Origin of the sequence: Cupriavidus gilardii, assembly GCF_013347325.1 — a bacterium.
Lineage (GTDB): Bacteria > Pseudomonadota > Gammaproteobacteria > Burkholderiales > Burkholderiaceae > Cupriavidus > Cupriavidus gilardii.
In genome coordinates, this window is the sequence record NZ_CP054624.1 from 1,171,789 (window position 1) to 1,193,144 (window position 21,356).

18 protein-coding genes are annotated in these 21,356 nt (G+C 68.0%); 10 read left to right on the forward strand and 8 right to left on the reverse strand.

What is annotated here, in order from left to right:
* The first annotated feature begins 3 nt into the window (after nucleotides 1-3).
* Complete coding sequence (locus FOB47_RS05495) at nucleotides 4-1,407, forward strand: heavy metal sensor histidine kinase (protein ID WP_174780895.1); 1,404 nt, start codon at nucleotides 4-6, stop codon at nucleotides 1,405-1,407.
* A gap of 121 nt (nucleotides 1,408-1,528) precedes the next feature.
* Here the strand turns inward: FOB47_RS05495 and FOB47_RS05500 are convergent, their stop codons facing one another.
* From FOB47_RS05500 to FOB47_RS05510, 3 genes are all read right to left on the reverse strand, one after another.
* Nucleotides 1,529-2,227, reverse strand: coding sequence for a ProQ/FinO family protein (locus tag FOB47_RS05500; protein WP_064575238.1), 699 nt, complete (start codon nucleotides 2,225-2,227; stop codon nucleotides 1,529-1,531).
* Between the two features lie 85 nt (nucleotides 2,228-2,312).
* Entirely contained in the window at nucleotides 2,313-3,311 is a 999-nt protein-coding gene (locus FOB47_RS05505; protein WP_174780219.1) for a tripartite tricarboxylate transporter substrate binding protein, read from the reverse strand.
* A 46-nt stretch (nucleotides 3,312-3,357) separates the two neighbouring features.
* Entirely contained in the window at nucleotides 3,358-4,572 is a 1,215-nt protein-coding gene (locus FOB47_RS05510) for a CaiB/BaiF CoA transferase family protein (protein ID WP_174780220.1), read from the reverse strand.
* Between the two features lie 120 nt (nucleotides 4,573-4,692).
* Here FOB47_RS05510 and FOB47_RS05515 point away from each other — a divergent pair, with 120 nt between their 5' ends.
* Nucleotides 4,693-5,604: a LysR family transcriptional regulator gene (locus tag FOB47_RS05515; protein ID WP_174780221.1), complete on the forward strand. Its 912-nt coding sequence runs from the start codon at nucleotides 4,693-4,695 to the stop codon at nucleotides 5,602-5,604.
* Here the strand turns inward: FOB47_RS05515 and FOB47_RS05520 are convergent.
* Together FOB47_RS05520 and FOB47_RS05525 are read right to left on the reverse strand one after the other, a co-directional pair.
* Entirely contained in the window at nucleotides 5,549-7,123 is a 1,575-nt protein-coding gene (locus FOB47_RS05520) for a UdgX family uracil-DNA binding protein (protein WP_174780222.1), read from the reverse strand. The two genes, FOB47_RS05515 and FOB47_RS05520, sit on opposite strands and share 56 nt — an antisense overlap.
* Nucleotides 7,120-8,331 (reverse strand): putative DNA modification/repair radical SAM protein, encoded by a 1,212-nt coding sequence (locus FOB47_RS05525; protein WP_006576090.1) that lies wholly within the window; start codon nucleotides 8,329-8,331, stop codon nucleotides 7,120-7,122. Before FOB47_RS05525 ends, FOB47_RS05520 begins: the two co-directional genes overlap by 4 nt.
* Before the next feature lie 128 nt (nucleotides 8,332-8,459).
* Here FOB47_RS05525 and FOB47_RS05530 point away from each other — a divergent pair, with 128 nt between their 5' ends.
* Nucleotides 8,460-9,443, forward strand: coding sequence for an SOS response-associated peptidase family protein (locus FOB47_RS05530; RefSeq protein ID WP_174780223.1), 984 nt, complete (start codon nucleotides 8,460-8,462; stop codon nucleotides 9,441-9,443).
* Between the two features lie 42 nt (nucleotides 9,444-9,485).
* Here FOB47_RS05530 and FOB47_RS05535 read toward each other — a convergent pair whose 3' ends face one another.
* Complete coding sequence (locus FOB47_RS05535; RefSeq protein WP_174780224.1) at nucleotides 9,486-11,012, reverse strand: Fic family protein; 1,527 nt, start codon at nucleotides 11,010-11,012, stop codon at nucleotides 9,486-9,488.
* Between the two features lie 250 nt (nucleotides 11,013-11,262).
* Nucleotides 11,263-12,342 carry a VWA domain-containing protein gene (locus FOB47_RS05540; RefSeq protein WP_174780225.1) on the reverse strand — a complete coding sequence of 360 codons (1,080 nt, stop codon included), beginning with the start codon at nucleotides 12,340-12,342 and terminating at the stop codon, nucleotides 11,263-11,265.
* 48 nt (nucleotides 12,343-12,390) lie between these two features.
* Between FOB47_RS05540 and FOB47_RS05545 the strand changes: the two genes are divergently transcribed.
* From FOB47_RS05545 to FOB47_RS05560, 4 genes are read left to right on the forward strand one after another with little or no spacing between them, the layout of a single operon-like run.
* A complete protein-coding gene (locus tag FOB47_RS05545) occupies nucleotides 12,391-13,362 on the forward strand; it encodes a S1C family serine protease (RefSeq protein WP_244959157.1) in 972 nt (323 codons plus the stop codon).
* Between the two features lie 34 nt (nucleotides 13,363-13,396).
* Nucleotides 13,397-14,410: an AAA family ATPase gene (locus tag FOB47_RS05550; RefSeq protein WP_174780226.1), complete on the forward strand. Its 1,014-nt coding sequence runs from the start codon at nucleotides 13,397-13,399 to the stop codon at nucleotides 14,408-14,410.
* Nucleotides 14,388-15,443 carry a DUF58 domain-containing protein gene (locus FOB47_RS05555; protein ID WP_174780227.1) on the forward strand — a complete coding sequence of 352 codons (1,056 nt, stop codon included), beginning with the start codon at nucleotides 14,388-14,390 and terminating at the stop codon, nucleotides 15,441-15,443. The genes FOB47_RS05550 and FOB47_RS05555 overlap by 23 nt, the downstream gene beginning before the upstream one ends.
* A complete protein-coding gene (locus FOB47_RS05560) occupies nucleotides 15,431-16,573 on the forward strand; it encodes a vWA domain-containing protein (protein ID WP_174780228.1) in 1,143 nt (380 codons plus the stop codon). Before FOB47_RS05555 ends, FOB47_RS05560 begins: the two co-directional genes overlap by 13 nt.
* Before the next feature lie 27 nt (nucleotides 16,574-16,600).
* Here the strand turns inward: FOB47_RS05560 and FOB47_RS05565 are convergent, their stop codons facing one another.
* Entirely contained in the window at nucleotides 16,601-17,269 is a 669-nt protein-coding gene (locus FOB47_RS05565) for a GntR family transcriptional regulator (protein WP_006578164.1), read from the reverse strand.
* 390 nt (nucleotides 17,270-17,659) lie between these two features.
* Here FOB47_RS05565 and FOB47_RS05570 point away from each other — a divergent pair, with 390 nt between their 5' ends.
* From FOB47_RS05570 to pxpB, 3 genes are read left to right on the forward strand one after another with little or no spacing between them, the layout of a single operon-like run.
* On the forward strand, nucleotides 17,660-18,907 hold the full coding sequence (locus tag FOB47_RS05570) for an MFS transporter (RefSeq protein ID WP_006578163.1): 1,248 nt from the start codon (nucleotides 17,660-17,662) through the stop codon (nucleotides 18,905-18,907).
* A gap of 11 nt (nucleotides 18,908-18,918) precedes the next feature.
* Complete coding sequence (locus FOB47_RS05575) at nucleotides 18,919-19,674, forward strand: LamB/YcsF family protein (protein ID WP_174780229.1); 756 nt, start codon at nucleotides 18,919-18,921, stop codon at nucleotides 19,672-19,674.
* A gap of 25 nt (nucleotides 19,675-19,699) precedes the next feature.
* On the forward strand, nucleotides 19,700-21,337 hold the full coding sequence (gene pxpB, locus FOB47_RS05580) for a 5-oxoprolinase subunit PxpB (protein WP_174780230.1): 1,638 nt from the start codon (nucleotides 19,700-19,702) through the stop codon (nucleotides 21,335-21,337).
* The last annotated feature ends 19 nt before the right edge of the window (nucleotides 21,338-21,356 follow it).

Sequence of the window (21,356 nt, forward strand, 5' to 3'; positions counted from 1 at the left end):
GGCATGCGCCTGCTTCCGCAATCGCTGACGGCGCGGATGGCGCTGGCCTTCGGCGCGCTGGCCGCCGCGATCATGGCGGCGATGGGCACCTATCTCGCCTCAGCGCTGTCGACCCAGCTGCAGGAACGGGACGAGGCCGAGCTCGTCGGCGAGGTGGTGCTGGTCCGCCATCTGTTGTCGGAGGTGGACTCGGAGCGGGCCGTGCGCGAGGGGACGCACCGGTTTGCCGATATCGCGCTCGGCCACGAGGGCCTGATCCTGCTGGTCCGTAGCCGCCAGGGCGAACCGCTGGTGACACTGAATCCTCGCCACGAGGTGGTGCCGCCGCTGACGGCCGTGCCAGCCGACGTGCATCCCGAACCTTCGATGCTGCAGACCTGGTATCCGCGCAATGGCGTGCCGTCGCGCGCGATCGCCGCGCTCGGCCGGCTCGGCGACAGCGACGAGACCGTGGAGATCGTCGTGCTGCGTGACGCGGGCTATCGCGCGGTGCTGATGCGCGACTACCAGTTCCATGTGTTCTGGGCGACGGTCTGCGCGAGCGGTGCCGCCGCCGCGCTCGGCTATCTGCTGGCGCGCCGCGGACTGCGCGGCCTGCGCAGGATGGCGGAGGAAGCGTCGGCCGTCACGACGAGCCGGCTGGCGACGCGGCTCGATGCGGGCACCGCGCCGAGCGAGTTGCGCGAGCTGGCGGACGCCTTCAACGGCATGCTGGCCAGATTGCAGGACAGCTTCTCGCGGCTGTCCGAGTTCTCCGCCGACCTGGCGCACGATTTCCGCACGCCGCTGAGCAATCTGATCGGGCAGACCGAAGTCACGCTGGCCCAGGCGCGCAATGTCGAAGAATACGAGGCGCTGCTCGAATCGAACCTCGAAGAGTACGACCGCCTGTCCCGCATGATCGAGAACATGCTGTTCCTCGCCCGTGCCGATCACGCGCAGGTCGCGCTGGCGCCGCGCACGCTCGATGCGCGCGCCGAGGTCGAGGCCGTGGCGGAGTACTTCGAGGCGGTGGCCGCCGAGCGCGCGATCTCGCTGTCGCTGCAAGGGCATGCGCCGGTGCGCGCGGACCAGACCCTGCTGCGCCGCGCGCTGACCAATCTGCTGGACAACGCGCTGCGCCATGCGCCGCAGGGCAGCCGGGTCTCGGTCATCGTCAGCGCCGAGCGCGAAGCGACCCGCATCCGCGTCGCCAACGGCGGCGCCGGCATCCCGCCCGAACGGCTGGCGCATATCTTCGGCCGCTTCTACCGCGGCGATCCGGCGCGCAGCAATTCGGCGCAGTCGACCGGCCTGGGCCTGGCCATCGTCGATTCGATCATGCGGCTGCACGACGGGCGGGCCACGGTTTCGAGCCGGCCGGGGCTGACGGTGCTGGAGCTGGCGTTTCCGCTGCCGGCCGCATGAGCGGTTCCGGGATTGACGGTGAACCGGGGGGAATGTTTGCGGCGCTCAGCTGCGGGGTGAATCCAGGTAATGAACAGCGGTGGCTGCGGCAAACATCCGTGCGAGACAGCGACCGTCGCGGTCAGGCAGGGTCTGTCCGCTCGCCGTCCGCGACAGGTGGCGTGCCTTCCGTGGCGTCCGCTGGCGAAGCCTGGGCAGGTGCCGGGGAAGATGGCTTCGCGCGCCGGCTGCGCAACTGCTCCAGATGCCGCGCGCGAGCGGCATCGCGCGCCGACACCTGGCCCGCTTCCGCGCCGGCCAGGTCGATCCGCGGCGCGCCTTCGGCCAGGCACGCCCAGTAGCGGCTGCCGCGGCACCATTGCTTCAGGGCGTCGCGCAGCTCCTGCTCGGTCATCTGCAATGCCGCGGCATGCGGCAGCAGATCGTCGTAGATGCCGATCTTCAACGGCAGCTTGGCGGCCGGCGCCTTGGGGAACGCGAGCGGGAACTGCTTCTGCAGCTTCCAGATGTTGCGCACGGTCGGATCGACCGGCTCTTCGGTGCGCCGGGCGGCTGCCGGCTCCCGGCGTGCCTTGCGCTGCGGCTTGCCGGCGCCGGTGCCAACGCCACCAGGCTTGGTGCCGCCATGTACCGCCTTGTCGCGTGCCGGTGCCTTGCCCTGACGATGTTGTCCCTCGTCTTGCGACTTGGCCTTGCCCTGAGGGGCCGTCGCCTCCTTGGCGGGGCGGCGTGCGTCGGATCGTCGTTCGGCGGGACGGCGCGAGCCCTCCCGTTGCCTGGCGAGTTCGGCTTTCAGTGCGGCGAGTTTTTCAAAGCCCATTTACGGTTCGGACAGCAAGTCCGGATAGCGAGTTCGGAGCGATTCTATCAGCGCGAAGCCATCCGGCGCCGGGCAGGGGCCTCGATTACGTCGCGCTGATGCCCTTCGCCTTGACGATGGCGCTCCAGCGGTCGTAGTCCTTGTTCAGCCGCGCCTGCATCTGCTTGCCGTCCTGGAACGACGCAATGGCGCCGGCCGTCACCAGCTTCTGCTGCAGTTCCTTGTCGTTGGACAGGATCTCGCGCGTTTCGCTGGCGATGCGGTCGACGATCGCTTGCGGCGTATTGAGCGGCGCGATCAGGCCGCCCCAAGAATCGAAGTCGAAGCCGCGGAAGCCCTGCTCGGATACCGTCTTCACGCCGGGCAGCAGCACCTTGGCATTGGGCGAGCTCAGGGCGATCGCCTTGAGCTTGCCGGCCCGGATATGCGGCAGCGCGGCCACGACGTCGGCAAACATGGTGCCGACCTGGCCGCCGAGCAGATCGGCGACGGCCGGCGCGCTGCCGCGGTAGGGCACGTGCATCATGTCGAAGCCGCCCAGGTCCTTCAGTTGCTCCATCGCCAGATGGCCGAAGCTGCCGGTGCCCGAACTGGTGTAGTTCAGCGGCGTCTTGCTGGCCTTGGCAAAGCGGATCAGGTCCGCCAGCGTCTCCACGCCCGGTACCACGTTCGGGTTGATGACGATGGCCATCGGCAGCACGTAGACGGTCGCAACCGACTGGAAGTCCTTCTTCACGTCGTACGCGCTGTTGTTGTACATCAGCGGGGCCAGCAGCGCCGGCATGCCGAACATCGACAGGTTGTAGCCATCGGGCGCGCTCTTGATGAAGCTGGCAGTGCCGATCGAGCCCGACGCGCCGGGCTTGTTCTCGATGATGACCTGCTGCCCCAGCCGTTCGGACAGCTTCTGCGCGACGATGCGCGCGGCGGTGTCGGTCGGGCCGCCGGCGGGGAAGGCCACCACCATCTTGATGATCTTGTCCGGCCAGCCGTTGCGCGCGAGCGCGGCGGGCATCATCGCGGCCATCGAGGCGGCGGCCCCGGCCTTGAGCATCTGGCGGCGGCTGAGGGTCAGCTTGGTCATGTTGTTGTCTCCGTCTATTGAGAGCGTCGATTGGGAATTTCGATCGTCAGATGACGCCGCGCGATCGCAGATCCGCGATGGCGCCGTCGTCGAGCTGCAGCAGTTCCTTGAATACCTGCTCGGTGTGTTCGCCCATGTGCGGCGGCGGCATCCGCACCGGCATGCGCCGGCCGTCGATGGCGTACGGCGGCGCCAGCACCGACTGGGTACCCGCCTCGCTGTCCTCGTAGCGATGCAGCAGGCCGGCCTGGGCGGTGCGCTCGGACTGCAGCGCGTCGAACATGCCGAGCACCTCGCCGCAGGGGATCTGCGCGGCGGTCAGGCGCTGCAGCAGTTCGGCCCGCGTGAATTGCCGCAGCGCCTCGCGCAGCTGCGGCAGCAGCGTATCGCGATGCCGCGAGCGCGCGGTGTTGGTGGCGAAGCGCTCGTCCTCGGCCCATTCGGGCCGGCCGATCACGTCGCGACAGAACCGCTGGAATTGGCCGTTGTTGCCGACGGTGATCACCAGCGGGCCATCGGCGGCATCGAACACGCCATAAGGCACGATCGACGGATGCGCATTGCCGAACTTGGCCGGATCCCCGCCCTGCAGCAGGGCCTCCATGCCGTAGTACGAGGTAATCATCAGGCCGCAGTCGTACAGGGCCATCTGCACATGGCGTCCGCGTCCGCTCGACTGGCGCGCATACAGCGCGGCGAGGATCGCCTGCGCCGAATACATGCCGGTGAACATGTCGACCGCGGCCACGCCGAACTTCAGCGGTCCCTGGCCGGCTTCGCCGTTGGTGGCCATCACGCCGGCCTCTCCCTGCACGACCAGGTCGTAGCCTGGCCGTTCGGCCTCGGGCGTGAAGCGGGCGTAGCCGGAGATCGAGCAGTACACCAGCCGGGGATTGCGCTCGGCCAGTTGTTCGTAGCCCAGGCCCAGCTTTTCCGCGCCGCCGACCTTGAAGTTCTGGATCACGACGTCGCTGCGCGCGGCCAGCTCGCGGGCCAGCTTCAAGCCCGCTTCGCTTTGCAGGTCCAGCGTGATCGAGCGCTTGTTGCGGTTGGCGCTGTTGAAGTACGAGGTATTGCGCGTGCCGATGCGCAGGCCCCAGTCGCGGGTGTCATCGCCGCGGGCCGGGTGTTCGACCTTGATGACGTCGGCGCCGAGGTCGGCCAGCGCCATCGCGCACATCGGCCCCGCCAGCACGCGCGACAGGTCCAGTACCCGCACGCCGGCCAGCGGCAGCGATGCGGCATTGTTTTCATGATGCATGGTCAGCGTCCCCTCCCCGCGGACGATCCGGTGTTCTTGGTCAGCGCAGATTGTCTATATGTTGATAAAGTTTGACAATTGCAACGGGTAATCACCATACCTGACACCTCGGAGTTGACAATGGATTTGAGCGCGCTGTCTCTGCTGGTCGATATCATCGACGCCGGCAACCTGAGCCGGGCCGCCCGGCAACTGGGGATGAGCCGGGCGAACGTCAGCAAGCGCCTGAACCATTTCGAGCGGCAGCTGGGCGCGGAACTGCTCAGGCGCAGTACCCGCCAGCTCGAGCCCACCGAGCTGGGCCGCCAACTCTACGAACACGGCCGCGCGATCCGGCGCGAGCTGTTGGCGGCGCGGGAATCCGTACAGAGCCTGGGCAAGCGGCTCAGCGGCACGGTGCGACTCGCCGTGCCGAGCGGCTTCGGCCAGCACACGATGTCAGCCTGGTTCATCGAGTTCATGCGGAAGTATCCGGCCATCACGCTGAACGTGATCTTCGACAACGACATCGAGGACCTGATCAAGGGCGCGGTCGACTTTTCGATCCGCGTGATGGGCGAGACGCCGACCAATGCGGTGGCGCACAGCCTGGGGGACATCGAGTATGTCGCCTGCGCGACGCCGGAGCTGGCCCGCGAGGTCGGCATGCCGGGCTCGCTCGCGCAGTTCCGCGACCTGCCGCTGATCACCTCGGAGCTGACCGGCGAGCGGCTGCAACTGGCCGGACTGGGCGGAACCGCCGGCGCCCGGCCGCATATCCGCCCCCGGCTGATGTCGGCCAACTTCTTCTTTTTGCGCGACGCGATCCTGCAGGGGATCGGCGTCGGCCTGGTGCCGCAATACATGGTGGCCACGGATCTGGCGGCCGGGACGCTGGTTCGCCTGCCGCTGCCGCCGCGGGACCTGGCCTTCCTGCGGACCACGATGTATCTGCTGTATATGCCGGCCCGCTACCAGACGCGGGCCGTGACGACCCTCATCGCCTTCCTGCGGGAGAAGGCGACGGCGGCGATGGCGGCGATGGCGGAGTAACCGCGGCGGCGGCGAGTTCGCGGCCTTTCGCGATGGCCTGGGCGATCGCCGAGACGATGTCCTCGCGCTTGCCGGCGTCATCGACCCGCAACGCATAGGACGGGTGCCAGGTGGCGACCAGCCAGGCGTCGCCGAGCCGCACCGGCGCGTTCAGGTGGTCGCGCAGACTGGCCTTGGGGCCCAGCATCGCGCCGAGCGCGGTCGCGCCCAACGTGACGATGACCGAGGGCCGTACCCGCGCCCGTTCCTCGTCAAGCCAATGGGCGCAGGCCTCGACCTCGCGCTGCGCCGGCGTCTTGTGCAGGCGCCGCTTGCCCCGGGCGATCCACTTGAAATGCTTGACCGCATTGGTCACGTAAACCGAATCGGGCGGCACGCCGGCCCGGCGCATCGCCTCGTCCAGCACCTTGCCCGCCGGCCCGACGAAGGCGCGCCCGGCGAGATCTTCCTGATCGCCCGGTTGTTCGCCGACCAGCATGATGCGGGCCGTCTGCGGACCGTGGCCCGGCACGGCCTGGGTCGCATGGCGCCACAGCTCGCAGCGGCGGCATTGGTCCAGCGAAGAGGGCGCCGGGCGCAGCGGCTGCGCGTCCTCGGGATTCACCGCGACCGGCTTGCCCCTCATCGTGCCGACCGCGCCAGCCTGTGCGACGCGGCGGGCGCCGTTGCGGGCGTCGGCGATCATCGCCGGTATCAGGCGGCCCTCCGGCAGCCCCTTCCAGAAACGCACCGGCATGTGCTGCTCGAGCGCGGCTTCGTTCAGGCGGGCCGGATTGAAAATGCTGCGGTAATAGGCCAGCCACAGCGGCTCGATGTCGTCGGCGGTGGCGCCTGCGCGCAGCGCGTCGACATCGATGCCGGCCACCGCACCGGCCACCCCGCTGGCCGGTGTCTCGGACAACTGCAGCGTATGCCCGTCCCACAGCGCCGCGCCCTGCGGCGTGCCGATCCACCACGACGAACCGCCCATGCGGCGCGCGAAGTGGTCGGCGGCGTCGGCCAGCACGTCATGCTCGGGCTCGTACCAGGCCAGGTATTCCGGGCTCCCGCCATTGCTGCGCCGATGAAACCGCACGTAGGCAATCATGTCGTGGTGGGCGCGCCGCACCGACTTGGCCATCGCGTGCAGCCGCGCGCCGTCTTCGTCGGCGGGCGAGGCCACCGCGCGATCGCCCTGGCACCATCGCCACAGCACCCGATAGAGGAAGGCCCAGCGTTGCGGCGAGCGGTAGCGCGCGGCTTGCTGCAGCAGGGCGGCCAACGCCTTCGATACACGGACCATCGGGGCGGCGCCGACGGCCTGCTGGCACTCCGCGGATGGCGGGTCATCACCGGGCATCGGCGCCGGGCCGGCGTCGAGCAGCATCAGCTGTGCCGTCCCGGTGCAGGCTGCCGAACCCCGTTCCGCCCAGGTGACGGCCTCCGGGGGCCAGCCGGCCGCCAGCGCGCGCAAGGCCTGCGCACGCCAGCCCGCGTAGCCGCCGTCGACTTCCAGTACCGGCGAGCTGGCGCGGCTCATAGCAGCGCCAGCTGCACGGGCGGCGCGGCCAGCGCCCGCCGCAACTGCTCCGACGGCCGGTCCGCCTGCGCCGGCCGGTAGTCCTGCACCACGATGAACGGTTTGATCTTGTCCATCGCGCAGCGCAACCGCACCAGGTCCTGATAACGGATCGCGCGCGAGCGGCGCAGCTCCACCAGCCGCTTCGCATTGCGCATGCCGATGCCGGGCACGCGTGCGATCAAGGCCTGCGGCGCACGGTTCAGGTCGACCGGAAACGACTCGCGATGCGCCAGCGCCCAGGCCAGCTTCGGGTCGATGTCGAGCGGGAGGTCGCCGGCGGACTGGAACAGCTCCTCGGCCTGAAAGCCGTAGCCGCGCATCAGGAAGTCCGCCTGATACAGACGATGCTCGCGCAGCAGCGGCGGCGCCTGCGCGGGAAGGCCGGAGGGACTGTCGGGAATCGGGCTGAACGCCGAGTAATACACGCGCTTCAGCTTGTAGGCGCCATAAAGCGTCTGCGCGGTCTGCAGGATCGTGCGGTCATCGGCCTCGTCCGCGCCGACGATCATCTGCGTGCTTTGGCCGGCCGGCGCGCGGCCCGGCGCGGACTTGTCGCTCTCCGCCTCTTCCTGGGCGAGCCGGATCGACCCCATGGCGCGTTTGATCGTATGCGCATTCTTCTCCGGCGCCAGCCGCTGCAGGCCGCCGTCGGTGGGCAGCTCGATGTTGACGCTGAGCCGGTCCGCATACTGGCCCGCCTGCGTGATCAGCCGGGGATCGGCGTCCGGAATCGTCTTCAGGTGGATATAGCCGCGGAACTGGTGTTCCTCGCGCAGCGAGCGCGCCACCTGGACCAGCTGCTCCATCGTGTAGTCGGCGCTGCGGATGATGCCGGAGCTGAGGAAGAGGCCGTCGATATAGTTGCGCCGGTAGAAGTCCAGCGTCAGATCGACGACCTCGCGCGGCGAAAAGCGGGCCCGCGGGACGTTGCTCGAGCGCCGGTTGACGCAGTACTGGCAGTCGTACTGGCAGAAGTTGGTCAGCAGGATCTTGAGCAGCGAAACACAGCGCCCATCGGGCGTGAAGCTGTGGCAGATGCCGGCCCCGGTACTGGCGCCCAGCCCGCCCTTGCCGAGCGAATCCCGTTTCGGCGCGCCGCTGCTGGCGCAGGAGGCGTCGTATTTGGCCGCGTCCGCCAGGATCTCCAGCTTGGTGAGCAGTTCCATCGGGAAACCATACTGTATGAATGTACAGTATTATAGGCGGGATCGAGCTGCCTCGGCTCAATACCGATGTCCGCTCCCTGCGATGGCTGCGACGATGGTGTACTCGTGAGCGCCAAAGGGAGAGTCCGATGTGCTACGCCGCGCAGATCAAGGCCGACTTCAGGAAGTTCACGCGCCAGTACGGCGCGGTGATGAGCCTTCGCCAGTTCTTCGAACTGTTCTGGCAAAAGCGCAAGGACCAGGAGTGGCAGAAGCTGCCCAAGGCGATGCGCGTCGCGTTCGCGCAGGGCGGCGGGGGAGGCGAGGAGGGCGACCCCGAAGAGCGCGAGCTGGCCGCGCTGATCGCCGCCGGCGACCGCGAACAGGCCAATGCGCTCGAAGCGGAGCTGTTCCGCCAGCGGGCGCGCCTGGCGGAGGCCGAGCGCGCGCTTGCCGGGCGGCCGACCCGCAAGGCGGAGAACGAGCAGCGCATCGCCGCCGACAAGATCGCCCGGCTGCAGCAGAACCTGGCCGACCTGCAACGCGCCACGCCCGCCCCGGAGGACGCGATGATCTTCCCGGGCTATTACGCGCCGGTGATGATCGAGGTGGACGGCCAGCGCACGATCGTGCCGATGCGCTACCGCTGCCGACTGCCCGGCTGGGACGTGTCGATGGAAAGAAAAAAGCCCGGGACGTACAACGCACGCCGCGACAATCTCGAGACGGCATGGCGCCAACTGTTCGGCTACCGCCACGGCATCCTGCCGATCCGCGCCTTTCATGAACACGTGGCCCGGCATCGGCTCGAGCACCGCGAACTCGGTCCGGACGAGAAGGAGCAGAGCGTCGTGCTGGAGTTCCGTCCCGATCCGCCGCAGGATCTGCTGATCGCCTGCCTGTGGTCGCGACACAAGGGCGAGGCCGGCGAACCGGACCTCTATTCGTTCGCGGCGATCACCGACGAGCCGCCGCCCGAAGTCGCCGCGGCCGGCCACGACCGTTGCGTCATTCCGATCAAGCCGCAGCACGTCGACGCGTGGCTCAACCCGGACCCTGCCAATCTGGCCGCGCTGTACGCGATCCTGGACGACCGCGAACGGCCGTTCTTCGAGTATCGGCTGGCGGCTTAGCGGGGAGCGCCGTGGCCGCATGGCCGACGGGGATGGTGCGTATCAGCCTGACTGCCCGAAGGTGTTGAGGTATTCGTCGAACTCGTCCCGGACGATGCTTTCTATCCGTTCGACTTCATCGTGGGTCAGGTCTTCGAACAGCTTGCGCTTTCGCTTCGACAATTCTCCGTGGTTCTGCACGATGAGATCGATCAGGTTGGAAAGCCGCGACTGTGGCAGATCAAGCCAGCCTTCTATGCGCTCTAGACTGGCGTCGTAGGCTCGCAGGTATTGGATTTCCTGCGCCAGATCGTGCTCGACGCATTGCTCGATACACCTGAACACAAACTCGCACAACGCAGTCGCGTCGAACGACGCATACAGCCAATACGGTTGAGGCGACTTGATCAGAATCGTGTCGCTGTCGGCGTCCAATGCGTAATTGAGCAGTGCGGTGCGCGGTGCCGAGTACGCCTTCAGCAAGCCGGCATAGGTGTCGATCTCCTTGAGCATGCGTGCAGATATGGGCAGGACGACGCCTTCCGGGGTGACCCCGGCCTGCCGGAGCAGGTGATGGATCAGGAAGCGGTGCAGACGCCCATTGCCATCGTAGAAGGGGTGAGCGAACACGAAGCCGAAAGATGCGCAGGCAGCCACAACGATGGGATGGACAGTCCCTGTCTGAATCAGGCTGGCCACCTGCGAAATGCCTTCCATCATTGCGTCAAGTTGCTCGGGATTCGGAGGAATATAGTCCGCCATATTCCGCATGCGGCCACCGCGCGAAAGCCAGTTTTGCCTGTCGCGATACGAATACTCGCTACGCGGGCCCGAGATGATTTCGTTTTGCCATTCGCATAGCTGGTCCTCGGTCAAAGGTCCAGGTGCGCCGGCAAACTGAAGCAATCGACGGAATTTCGCCACGCGCTGGTTATCGGGCACCTCTCTCTCGATCGAGTATGTCGAACGGGTTTCGGCGAGATACAGATAGTCGACGGCCCGGGCCAGCACCTCTGGCTCAAGGCGCTCAATCGCCGCGGCGACCTTGTCTGGCAGGTCAGACGCGATCCAGGCCGCGAGTTCGTCGGTGCGTCGCACCACCGGACAGAATGCAGGCGGTCCGAGATGGTTGTTCTGGACGCCGAACTGGGTATCGTTCTTGACGGGGCCGGTGATATACGCGCGTTCGTCGAGCGCCGGAATGCGGGGCGCGCCGGAAGGCACGTTGTAGTCGAACTGGGCTCCAGCCAACCATTTGGCGTAGAAACCGCTCAATCGGGCATAGCGCGACGTGGGCGCGGCTCGGAGCCATTCCTGCACGGCCTCGATGGCCTCCGGGTGCTCGAACAGTGCCGACAGGACAGTCAGGTCCAACTGTTCCTTCTTCAGCGCAAAGAGAAGGTGATCGACGATCGAGTCGCCGCCGCGGTACCTGTTTCGCGGGTAAATCACACGAGTGGTGCCATCGGGGCCAGTGTGCCGAGTCAACACGCCTGTCTTGTCGGCCAGCTCGTACGTCGAGCGTAGCGGCGGCACGCGCAGATCGAACTTCTGGACCAGCGCCATGTAACCGAGTGATGTAAGTGCCATATTTTGCGATGCAACTTTGGGCGGTTTGCTCGCGGCAGCTTACCAAACCTTCTACTCGACTTACCAGAATATCTATTTTTTGCCCTCGGACTTACCGTTTCATCTATGGGGCGTCGTGCCCTCGAAGGTATCGGGCTTGACAAGACCTGATGGGACGGTGCCGTGCCAACTTACCAATTTCTCTACTCCCTTTACCAATTCATCCACAAAAGGTCCCGAGTCTTACCATTTCGTCTACACGACCCAGGCTTCAGCGCCGGAACCACAGCACCGACAGCACGCTCGCCGCCACCAGCAGCAGCACCGCGCCCCCGGCAAACAGCGCGCCGATCTCGGTCTCCCTGCGCTCCAGCGCAAACCGCGTGCTGAGCTGGCGATAGACCTGGCTCAGGTCGGCCTCGGAGCCCGCGTGGAAGTATTCGCCGCCGGTGAGCTTTGCCACCGCCCGCAAGGCCGGTTCGTCGAGCTGCATGTAGTAAGACATGGTCGAACCGCTGGCGGCCCCGCCATCCTGCGAGCCGAAGCCGACCGTATAGACGCGCACGCCGCGCTCGGCGGCCATGCGGGCCGCGATGACCGGATCGGGGCCGGTGGTGCGGCGGCCATCGCTGAGCAATATCACCGCGCCGTGCCGATAGGAGCCGGGCTCCGCCGCCGGCCGCTCGCCGCGCCTGGCGCGCTTGTCGCGATGGCGGGCGGCCTCGGCGGCCGCCGATTCGTCCAGCGATCGGCCCTGGCTCTCCATCAGCTCGGATGCGCTGCCGAACAGCACGGACTCCAGGTCGATGCCATCGTCCGGGAACAGCACGGCAAGCGCTTCGATCAGGCCGCTTCCGGTCGCAGTGCCGCGCTGGAGCTGGAAGCGCTCGATCGCCTCGAGCATGTCCTGCCGGTTGTCGGTCGGGCTCAGCACCACCGAGGCCGTCGCCGCGAACGACACGATGCCGAGCCGGACGTTGGCGGGCAGCCCGGTGACGAGATTGGTGGCTGCCTGCTGGGCCGCGCTCAGGCGGGTTGGCGCGACGTCGGTCGCCTCCATACTGCGCGAGACGTCCATCGCGAGCACCAGCGTGATGGTGTCGGCCGGCAGCGTGATGGTCGCGCTGGGACGCGCGCAGGCGAGCAACGCGGTACCGAGCGACAGCAGGAAGAGCAGGGGAGGGAGGTGGCGCCGAAGCCATTGCCTCGGACCGAGCGCCGCGCGCGGCAGCGCGAGACTGGCGTACAGCAGGGCGGCCTTTCTGCGCCGGGCAAGCACGTAGAAGTAAGCCGCTGCCAGCACCGGAAGCACGAGCAGCAGCCAGAGCATTTGAGGCCAGAGAAACTGCATGCCCTGCTCCTTGGCGCGTGGTTAAGAACGATGGTACTGTAGTTTCCGATGCGTGAACTCGAGGCAGCGATGAAACGGGTGACGATCTACGGAACAGCCTTGGCGGCGATCGCACTCGTCTTCGCAGCGGGCGTTGGTTCCGCCTGGCTGCTGCAGCCGAAACAGCGGACGTTGACGCAGTCCGACATCGATTCCGCGGTGCTCCACACGCTGCACAACAAGGATCTGCCGTCGCGCGCCGCGCGCGCCGCCGAGGCGATCCGCCAGTCAGTCGTCGAGGTCCGCAGCTATCCCGCCGCCGAAGCGCCCGCGGAAAAATCGCGCGCGGACAAGGGGGGGCGCGATCGGTCCGCCAAGCCGCCCGAATCCTCCGCCCCTTCCAGACGCCCGCCCCGCGACGAAACCGCCAGGGGCAAATCACCGGGCACGCCCGCCACCCCCGGCCCCCACGCAGAAAAGGGCGGGCCGGAAGCCTTGCCCGACGGCCGGCACATCGGCACGGGCGTGGTCGTCACCGAAAGCGGCGTCATCCTGACCAACTTCCACGTGGTGGCCGGCGCCCGCCGCGTCGAGGTCCGCTTCCACGACGGGCATACGGCCGAGGCCACCGTGCTGCAGGCCGTGCCGGAAAAGGACCTGGCGATCCTGCAGCCCAGATCGATTCCCGACGACCTGCCGCCGGCGACGCTCGGCTCCAGCCGCGAACTGGCGCCGGGCAGCGAAGTGGTCGCGGTCGGCTTTCCGTTCGGCATCGGCCCGTCGGTGACGGCCGGCGTGGTGTCGGGGCTCGACCGCCAGTTCGTATCTCCCGACGAGAAGCAGCAGCTGGACAAGCTGATCCAGTTCGACGCCGCCGCCAATCCAGGCAACTCGGGCGGGCCGCTGGTCAACATGAAGGGCGAGGTGGTCGGCATCGTTACCGCCATCCTCAATCCCAACCAGAGCGGCAATTTCCTCGGCATCGGTTTTGCCATCACGATCGAAAGCGCGGGCGGTTCCGTCGGCGCTTCGCCCTTCTAGCCATCCAGACCTTCCAGATCGGAGCGACAGGCCCATGAACGACCAAGCCCGGGACGCCATCGAGACCGCCAACCTGATGGAACGCCTGCTGTACGAGGTCAAGCGCGTGGTGGTGGGACAGGACCACTTTCTCGAACGGGTGCTGGTGGCGATTCTTGCCGGCGGCCATCTGCTGGTGGAGGGCGTGCCCGGGCTGGCGAAGACGCTGACCGTCAACACGCTGGCCAGAACCATGCGGGGAACGTTCAAGCGGATCCAGTTCACCCCGGACTTGCTGCCCGCCGATCTGGTCGGCACGCGGATGTATCACCAGGGCACCGGCGAGTTCTCCACGGTGCGCGGGCCGGTCTTCGCCAACCTGCTGCTGGCCGACGAGATCAACCGCGCGCCGGCCAAGGTGCAGAGCGCCCTGCTCGAGGTGATGCAGGAAAAGCAGGTGACCATCGCCGGCGAGACCCACCGGGTGCCGATGCCCTTCCTGGTCATGGCTACGCAGAACCCGATCGAGACCGAGGGCACCTATCCGCTGCCGGAGGCGCAGGTCGACCGCTTCATGATGAAGGTGCTGGTCGGCTATCCGAGCGAGGACGAGGAGGTTGTGATCGTCAATCGCGTCACCGGTCCGCGGATCGACGTAAGCCCGGTCGCCACGCCCGAGCAGCTGGCCGAGCTGCAGCAGGAATGCCGCAACGTCTATGTTGATCCGGGACTGATCCAGTACGCGGTGCGCGTGGTGTCGGCCACGCGCCGGCCGGCCAGCTACGGGCTCGGCGATCTGGACCGCTACGTGACCTTCGGTGCCAGTCCGCGCGCGACCATCGGCCTGATCGAAGGCGCGCGTGCGCTGGCGCTGCTGCGCGGCCGGCACTATGCGGTGCCGGAAGATGTCATCGACCTGGTGCCGGACGTGTTGCGCCACCGGCTGTCGCTGTCCTACGAGGCCATGTCCGACGGCGTCACCGCCGATGCGTTGATCGGCCGCATCGTGCAGGCGATGCCGGTGCCCGAGCGTCCGCTGGAATCCCATGTTCGGGCGGCTGCGCGCTAGGCGCCGGTCCGGCCCGGACCCCGCCTCCGACAAGGCCACCACGCGGGGCGCGCCGCGCGGGGTCGCCGCCAGCCGTACCGACGCCTTGCTGCGCCGGATGGAGTGGACCGTCGTGCGGCGCCTCGACGGCATGCTGCAGGGCGACTACCGGACGCTGTTTCGCGGCTTCGGACTGGACCTGGCCGACCTGCGCGAGTACCAGGCCGGCGACGACGTCCGCCACATCGACTGGAACGTGACCGCGCGGCTGCAGACGCCGCATGTGCGCATGTTCCAGGAGGATCGCGAGATCGCGGTCTGGTTTCTGCTCGATCTGAGCGGCTCCGTCGAGTTCGGCTCGGGCGAGGTCCGCAAGCGCGATCTGCTGAGCGACTTCACCACCGTGATGGCGCTGCTGCTGACGCGCTATGGCAACCGCGTCGGCGCCGTGCTCTACAACGGCGCGGCCGACATGACGGCGTCGGTGGTGCCGGCGCGCGCCGGTCGCCGGCAGCTGCTGCATCTGCTCGACCGCATGCATGCGACGCCCGCCGCCTCGCCCGGCCACACCCGGCTGCGCGGCCTGCTCGACCATGCGCGGGCGGTGGCCCGGCGCCGTTCGGTTCTGTTCGTCGTCTCGGATTTCATCAGCGACCCGGGCTGGCAGGCTTCGCTGGCGATGCTGGCCAGGCGTCATGAGGTCATTGCGGTGCGGCTGGTCGATCCACTGGAGCAAGCCTTGCCCGACCTGGGTTTGCTGGTGCTGCAGGACGCCGAGACCGGCGAGCAGATGTTCGTCGATACGCATGATCCGGCCTTTCGCAAGCGCTTCCTGGCGGCCGCGCAGGCGCGCGAGGAAGAACTGCGGCTGGGGTTCGCACGCGCCGGCGTCGATTGCCTGACGCTGTCGACCGACGCGCGCCTGGACCTGGCGCTGCTGGACTTTTCGCGGCAGCGCCGTCACCGGCAGGGCACGGCGAAGGGCACGGCGAAGGGGACGGTGAAGGGCGCATCGAAGGCAGCAGTGAAGCAGGGGGCCGCATGGACGGCGTAAGCGACGCGATCAGCCGGCTGCCCGCCATCAGCTTCCTGTGGCCCAGGATGCTGTGGTTGCTCGCGCTGATTCCATTGCTGGCCCTGGCCTACCTGTGGCTGGACGCGCGCCGGCGGCGAACGGCGGTCCACTATCCGGCGCTGAAGACGGTCGGCTTCGCCAACCGCAGTGTCGCGGGCTGGCGCCGGCACGTGTCCCCGGTGCTGATCCTGCTTGCGCTGACGGCATTGATCGTTGCGATCTCCCGCCCGCATGCGCTGATGGTGCTGCCGTCCCGCATCGAGACTGTGATGCTGATCATCGACCTGTCGGGCAGCATGCGCGCGAAGGACGTTCAGCCGAACCGGTTGCGCGCCGCTCAGCACGCCGCCAAAGGGCTGCTGGAGGCCAAGCCTGCGGGCGTCAGCGTTGGCCTTGTCGCGATGGCGGGGACATCGGCCGTCGCCCAGGCGCCGAGCCGCAGGAAGCAGGACGTGGCCACGGCGATCGACCGCCTGCAGCCGCAGGGCGGCACCGCGCTGGGCAACGGGCTGCTGATCGCGCTGACGGCGCTGCGCCCGCAGGCGACCGAGGATGCCGCGCGCCTGCTGGAGGGCGACGCCTCGCCGCTGAAAAAGGGCGGCCCACCGGGCAGCCCGTTCGGCGCGCCGGGTCCTGCGCACGGAGGGCCGCAGGCAGGGGCGCAGGGGGCAGCGAATTCCGCCGACCCCGAGGCCCCCGCTGGTCCGGGGTCCTATGCGGCCGGTGCGATCGTCGTGTTCTCCGATGGCGAAAGCAACGCCGGCCCGACCGCGGTGCAGGCCGCCGAGCTGGCGGCCACCTACGGCGTGCGCGTCTTTACCGTGGGCGTGGGCACGACCCAGGGCGTCGTACTGTCCGCCGACGGCTGGTCGGCACGCGTCAAGCTGGACGAGGCGGTACTGAAGGAGGTCGCCAATATCACCGGGGCCGAATACTTCCGGCTCGAGGATGCCGCCAGGCTGAAGCAGGTCTATCGCGCGATCAACGCGAAGCTGACGCTCGGCAAGACCGAGCAGGCGGAAATCACCGCGCTGTTCGCCGCGCTCGGTGCGGTGCTGGCCGCCGGGGCGGCGCTGCTGTCGCTGTGGTGGTTCGGGCGCGTGATGTAGCGGCGCGGCTGCGCCATCGGCGCACCTTCAGCGCCCCTTGAAGATCGGATGCCGGGCGCAGGCCGACAGCACGATGCGCTCGGACTGCACCAGATAGTCGTTCAGCGCCGTCGCGCACTCGGCAAGCTTGCCCGACTCGAACAGCTGCAGGATCTGCTGGTTCATCTCGACGTAAGGGCCGTGCAGGAATTCCGGATCTTGCAGCATGCCGAACGCCAGCCGCAGCTCCGCCAGCAGGTGGGAGAACATCACGTTCAGCCGTTCGCTGTCGGCCAGTTCCACGATGGCCATGTGGAACTCCATGTTGGCGGTGCCTGCCCCCTGCCAGTCGCCGCGGTCGCGGCATTGCAACCCCGTTTCGACCGCTTGCCGCATGTGCTTGCGCGCCGGATGGCTGGGGTAGGCCTGCGCGATCGCCTGGCATTCGATCAGGCGGCGAACCCGGTAGATGTCGATGATCGCCGCGATGCTCGGAATGGCCACCGCGACGCCGCGGTTGGGCTCGTGCTTGAGCAGGCCTTCCTTGGTCAGCACGCGGAACGTCTCGCGCAGCGTGTTGCGGGAGATCTGCAGGCTTTCGCTCAGCGCGGCCTCGGACAGCCGCTGCCCCGGCGCGAAGTCGCCATGCAGGATGCGCTGGCGAATCTGCTCGGTGACCCGCTCGGCCAGGTTTTTTACGTCGGAACTGGTTGTCATGTTGGCTGCAAGGGACCGGTCGTCCGGCTGGGGAATCGGGAGGCGCGGCAGGCGCGCCCGCACCCCGCCGCACGCCTGCCGGGATTTCGCGCGATGTTACCCCACCTTTGTTCAACAAAATGCCCCTGATTGGTGCTGCGCCGCTGGCCTGGGTGCGGCTAGGTGTATACCAGAATCGATCCTGTCGGATGATTGTTGAACAATCTAGCCACGGTGGTTGAGTAATACGTGCATATATATCAACATGGCACGTGCCTTGCTAAACAGCGCTGCGGTGGAGGGGCGGCTGTTTCGATGGTCCGCTCACTGCCTCGACGCCGTCGCAGCAGGGTCGTGAAGACAGCGCGACGAGCATCCCACGTTTCGCCGTTATCCCAAGTGAGCGCAACCATGTGGCTTAAAGAAACAACGCAGGCAGAGCGCAAGACGCTCTTTGCCGCCTTCGTCGGCTATGGGGTCGATGCCTTCGACTACATGATCTACACGTTCATGATCCCCACCTTCATCCTGGTGTGGGGCATGACCAAGGCCGAGGCCGGCTATATCGCGACCGGCGCGCTGATCAGTTCGGCGATCGGCGGCTGGCTGGCCGGCATCCTGGCCGACAGGTACGGCCGCGTGCGCGTGCTGCAGCTGACCGTGCTGTGGTTCAGCTTCTTCACCTTCCTCAGCGGCTTCACCCAGTCGTCCGAGCAGCTGTTCGTGACGCGGATGCTGCAGGGCCTGGGCTTTGGCGGCGAATGGTCGGTCGGCTCGGTGCTGATCGCCGAGATGATCCGCGCCCGCCATCGCGGCAAGGCCGTCGGCCTGGTGCAGAGCAGCTGGGCCGTCGGCTGGGGCCTGTCGGCCATCGCCTTCTGGGCGGTCTACGCGGTCTTCGAGCAGCAATACGCCTGGCGCGTGCTGTTCTGGATCGGCGTGCTGCCGGCGGTCTTCATCCTCTATATCCGCCGCAATATCAGCGAGCCCGAGGTGTATCGCGAGACCAAGGCGAAGCTCGCCGCCACCGGGCAGAGCAACAACTTCATGCTGATCTTCAAGCCGGGCGTGCTGCGCGTGACCGTGCTGGCGAGCCTGCTGGCCACCGGCATGCAGGGCGCCTACTACTCGGTGACGACCTGGCTGCCGACTTACCTGAAGATGGAGCGCAACCTGTCGGTGCTGAACACCAGCGGCTACCTGATGGTGCTGATCGCCGGCTCCTTCGCCGGTTACCTGACCAGCGCCTGGCTGTCCGACCACCTGGGCCGCCGCCGGTGCTTCATGCTGTTCGCGGTCAGCGCGGCCATCCTGGTGATCTGCTACACGCAGTTGCCGATTACCGATGCGGCGATGCTGGTGCTGGGCTTTCCGCTGGGCTTCTTCCTGTCGGGCATCTTCTCCGGCATGGGTGCTTACCTGACGGAGCTCTATCCGAGCCATATCCGCGGTTCCGGACAGGGCTTCTGCTACAACTTCGGGCGTGCGGTCGGCTCCGTGTTCCCGGCGCTGATCGGACATATGGGGGCCACGATGTCGCTCGGTGTCGCGATCGGCTATCTCGCGGCCGGCGCCTATGGACTGGTCGTGCTCGCCTGCCTGCTGCTGCCCGAGACCCAAGGGCGCGAACTGGTCGGCGAAGCCGAGCCCGCGCATTGAGGTCCGACGCCATGCAAATCGATCTGAACAGCGATCTCGGCGAGAGCTTCGGCGCCTGGCGCATGGGCAGCGATGCGGCGATGCTCGACATCGTCAGCAGCGCCAACGTGGCCTGCGGCTTCCACGCCGGCGATCCGGCCGGCATCCTGCGCACGCTGAAGGCCGCCGCGGCGCGCGGTGTCGCGGTGGGCGCGCATGTCTCGTATCCCGACCTGCAGGGCTTCGGCCGCCGCAACATGGACGTGGCGAGCGAGGACCTGATTGCCGACGTCATCTATCAGATCGGCGCGCTGGCCGGCATGGCGGCGACGGTCGGCACGACGGTGCGCTACGTCAAGCCGCATGGCGCGCTGTACAACACCATCGCCAGCGACGAGCGCCAGGCGCGCGACGTGATCGCAGCCATCCGCGCGGTCGACCCCGAACTGGTGCTGGTCGCGCTGGCCGGCTCGCCGCTGGTGGGCTGGGCGCGCGATGCCGGCCTGCGCGTCGTCGCGGAGGCCTTCGCCGATCGCGCCTATACGCCGCAGGGCACGTTGGTCTCCCGCCGGGAACCGGGCGCGGTGCTGCACGATGCCGGCGAGGTCGCACAGCGGATGTTGCGCCTGGTGCGGGAAGGCACGGTGGTCGCCATCGACGGCAGCGTGGCGCGCGTCGAGGCGCAGTCGATCTGCGTGCATGGCGACAGCGAGGGCGCGCTGGAGATGGCACGCGCCGTGCGCGAGGCGCTGGAACGCGATGGCGTGAAGGTGTCCGCGTTCGCCTGAGCGCGGATCGCATCCGGAGATCATCTTGCGTTTCCTGCCCGTTTCCACGAATGCGCTGCTGGTCGAGCTGGCCGGCCTGGAGCAGACGCTGGCGCTGCTGGCCTCGCTGCAGCGCGATCCGTTGCAAGGCGTGGCCGAGCTGGTGCCGGCCGCGCGCACGATCCTTGTGCACTACCGCCCCTGGGCCACCAACGCCGCCGTGCTGGTCCGCGCGATCGCCGCGCGCGACCTGTCGCGGCGCGTCGAGCGCAGCCGTACGCTGATCGAGATCCCGGTCCGCTATGACGGCGAGGACCTGGCCGAGGTCGCGCAGCGGCTTGGCATCACCACCGACGAGGTCGTGCGCCGCCATACCGGCAGCGAATACACGGTCGCGTTCACCGGCTTCGCGCCGGGCTTCGCCTACCTGAGCGGCGGCCATCCGTCGCTGGACGTGCCGCGCCGCCATACGCCGCGCACGTGGATTCCGGCCGGGGCCGTGGGTCTGGCCGGGACCTTCAGCGGCGTCTACCCGAAGGCCAGTCCCGGCGGCTGGCAGATCATCGGCACCACGCCGGTGGCGATGTGGAATCTTGATCGAGAGCCGCCCGCGCTGCTGCAGCCCGGATATCGGGTGCGCTTTGTCGATATCGCGACGCTGGACGATGCCGCGCAGAGCCGCATGACGTCCCTGCACGACCCCGCACCCGCTTCAGGGGCGCAGGGCCCGGAGGGCTTGCAGGGCTCGCAACGCGAATGCGCTCGCGCCGCGGCGCTGAAGGTCAAGGGCACCGGATTGCAGACCGTATTCCAGGACCTCGGCCGCCCCGGCCAGGCCGGGCAGGGCGTGTCGGCCTCGGGCGCATTGGACCAGACCGCACTGAGGATGGCCAACCGTCTGGTCGGCAATCGCAGCGACGTCGCCACGCTGGAAACCGTCGGCGGCGGCATGCAGCTGCAGAGCCAGGGCGAGACCGTGCTGGCCGTGACCGGTGCCGATGCGCCGCTGACCGTGCGGGCGGCCGATGGCCGCCAGTGGCGGGTGCCGACGCATCAGGCCGTGGCCCTGGCCGATGGCGACACGTTGAGCGTCGGCCAGCCGGTCGCCGGCGCCCGCTGTTATGTGGCGGTACGTGGTGGCTTTGCCATGGCGCCGGTGCTTGGCAGCTGCGCGACCGACACGTTGGCCGGCATCGGTCCCGCGCCGTTAGCCGTCGGCGATCTGCTGGGTGTCCTGCCCGCGGCGCCGGGCGCCGTGGTCGGCATGCCGGAAGAGCCCGCGGCCGATCTGCCGACGGTCGAACACGACGTGGTGCTCGACATCGTGCTGGGCCCGCGCACCGACTGGTTCACCCCCGAGTCCGTCGCGCGGCTGGCCGCGCAGCGTTGGCAGGTCACGCCGCAGTCCAACCGCGTCGGCCTGCGGCTGGCCGGCGAGGTGCCGCTCGAGCGCGCCATCACCGGCGAACTGCCCAGCGAAGGCACCGCCCTGGGCGCGCTGCAGGTGCCGCCCAGCGGGCAGCCGATCCTGTTCCTGGCCGACCATCCGCTGACCGGCGGCTATCCGGTGATCGGCGCCGTGGCGCCTCACCATCTGGACCGTGCCGGTCAGATTCCGGTCGGCGCCTGGCTGCGCTTCAACCCGATCGGCCCGTTCCAGGAACTGCCACCATCCGCCGACTGAGCCGGCGCCTTTTACCGAA

What these genes read in the sequence shown, in the direction of transcription:
- FOB47_RS05550 (WP_174780226.1), top strand. Translation starts at nt 13,397, where the DNA reads ATGAACGACCAAGCCCGGGACGCCATCGAGACCGCCAACCTGATGGAA.
- FOB47_RS05575 (WP_174780229.1), top strand. Translation starts at nt 18,919, where the DNA reads ATGCAAATCGATCTGAACAGCGATCTCGGCGAGAGCTTCGGCGCCTGG.
- FOB47_RS05525 (WP_006576090.1), bottom strand. Translation starts at nt 8,331, where the DNA reads ATGGAACTGCTCACCAAGCTGGAGATCCTGGCGGACGCGGCCAAATAC.
- FOB47_RS05540 (WP_174780225.1), bottom strand. Translation starts at nt 12,342, where the DNA reads ATGCAGTTTCTCTGGCCTCAAATGCTCTGGCTGCTGCTCGTGCTTCCG.
- FOB47_RS05515 (WP_174780221.1), top strand. Translation starts at nt 4,693, where the DNA reads ATGGATTTGAGCGCGCTGTCTCTGCTGGTCGATATCATCGACGCCGGC.
- FOB47_RS05495 (WP_174780895.1), top strand. Translation starts at nt 4, where the DNA reads ATGCGCCTGCTTCCGCAATCGCTGACGGCGCGGATGGCGCTGGCCTTC.
- FOB47_RS05505 (WP_174780219.1), bottom strand. Translation starts at nt 3,311, where the DNA reads ATGACCAAGCTGACCCTCAGCCGCCGCCAGATGCTCAAGGCCGGGGCC.
- FOB47_RS05520 (WP_174780222.1), bottom strand. Translation starts at nt 7,123, where the DNA reads ATGAGCCGCGCCAGCTCGCCGGTACTGGAAGTCGACGGCGGCTACGCG.
- FOB47_RS05530 (WP_174780223.1), top strand. Translation starts at nt 8,460, where the DNA reads ATGTGCTACGCCGCGCAGATCAAGGCCGACTTCAGGAAGTTCACGCGC.
- FOB47_RS05535 (WP_174780224.1), bottom strand. Translation starts at nt 11,012, where the DNA reads ATGGCACTTACATCACTCGGTTACATGGCGCTGGTCCAGAAGTTCGAT.
- FOB47_RS05555 (WP_174780227.1), top strand. Translation starts at nt 14,388, where the DNA reads ATGTTCGGGCGGCTGCGCGCTAGGCGCCGGTCCGGCCCGGACCCCGCC.
- FOB47_RS05545 (WP_244959157.1), top strand. Translation starts at nt 12,391, where the DNA reads ATGCGTGAACTCGAGGCAGCGATGAAACGGGTGACGATCTACGGAACA.
- FOB47_RS05500 (WP_064575238.1), bottom strand. Translation starts at nt 2,227, where the DNA reads ATGGGCTTTGAAAAACTCGCCGCACTGAAAGCCGAACTCGCCAGGCAA.
- FOB47_RS05565 (WP_006578164.1), bottom strand. Translation starts at nt 17,269, where the DNA reads ATGACAACCAGTTCCGACGTAAAAAACCTGGCCGAGCGGGTCACCGAG.
- FOB47_RS05570 (WP_006578163.1), top strand. Translation starts at nt 17,660, where the DNA reads ATGTGGCTTAAAGAAACAACGCAGGCAGAGCGCAAGACGCTCTTTGCC.
- FOB47_RS05510 (WP_174780220.1), bottom strand. Translation starts at nt 4,572, where the DNA reads ATGCATCATGAAAACAATGCCGCATCGCTGCCGCTGGCCGGCGTGCGG.
- FOB47_RS05560 (WP_174780228.1), top strand. Translation starts at nt 15,431, where the DNA reads ATGGACGGCGTAAGCGACGCGATCAGCCGGCTGCCCGCCATCAGCTTC.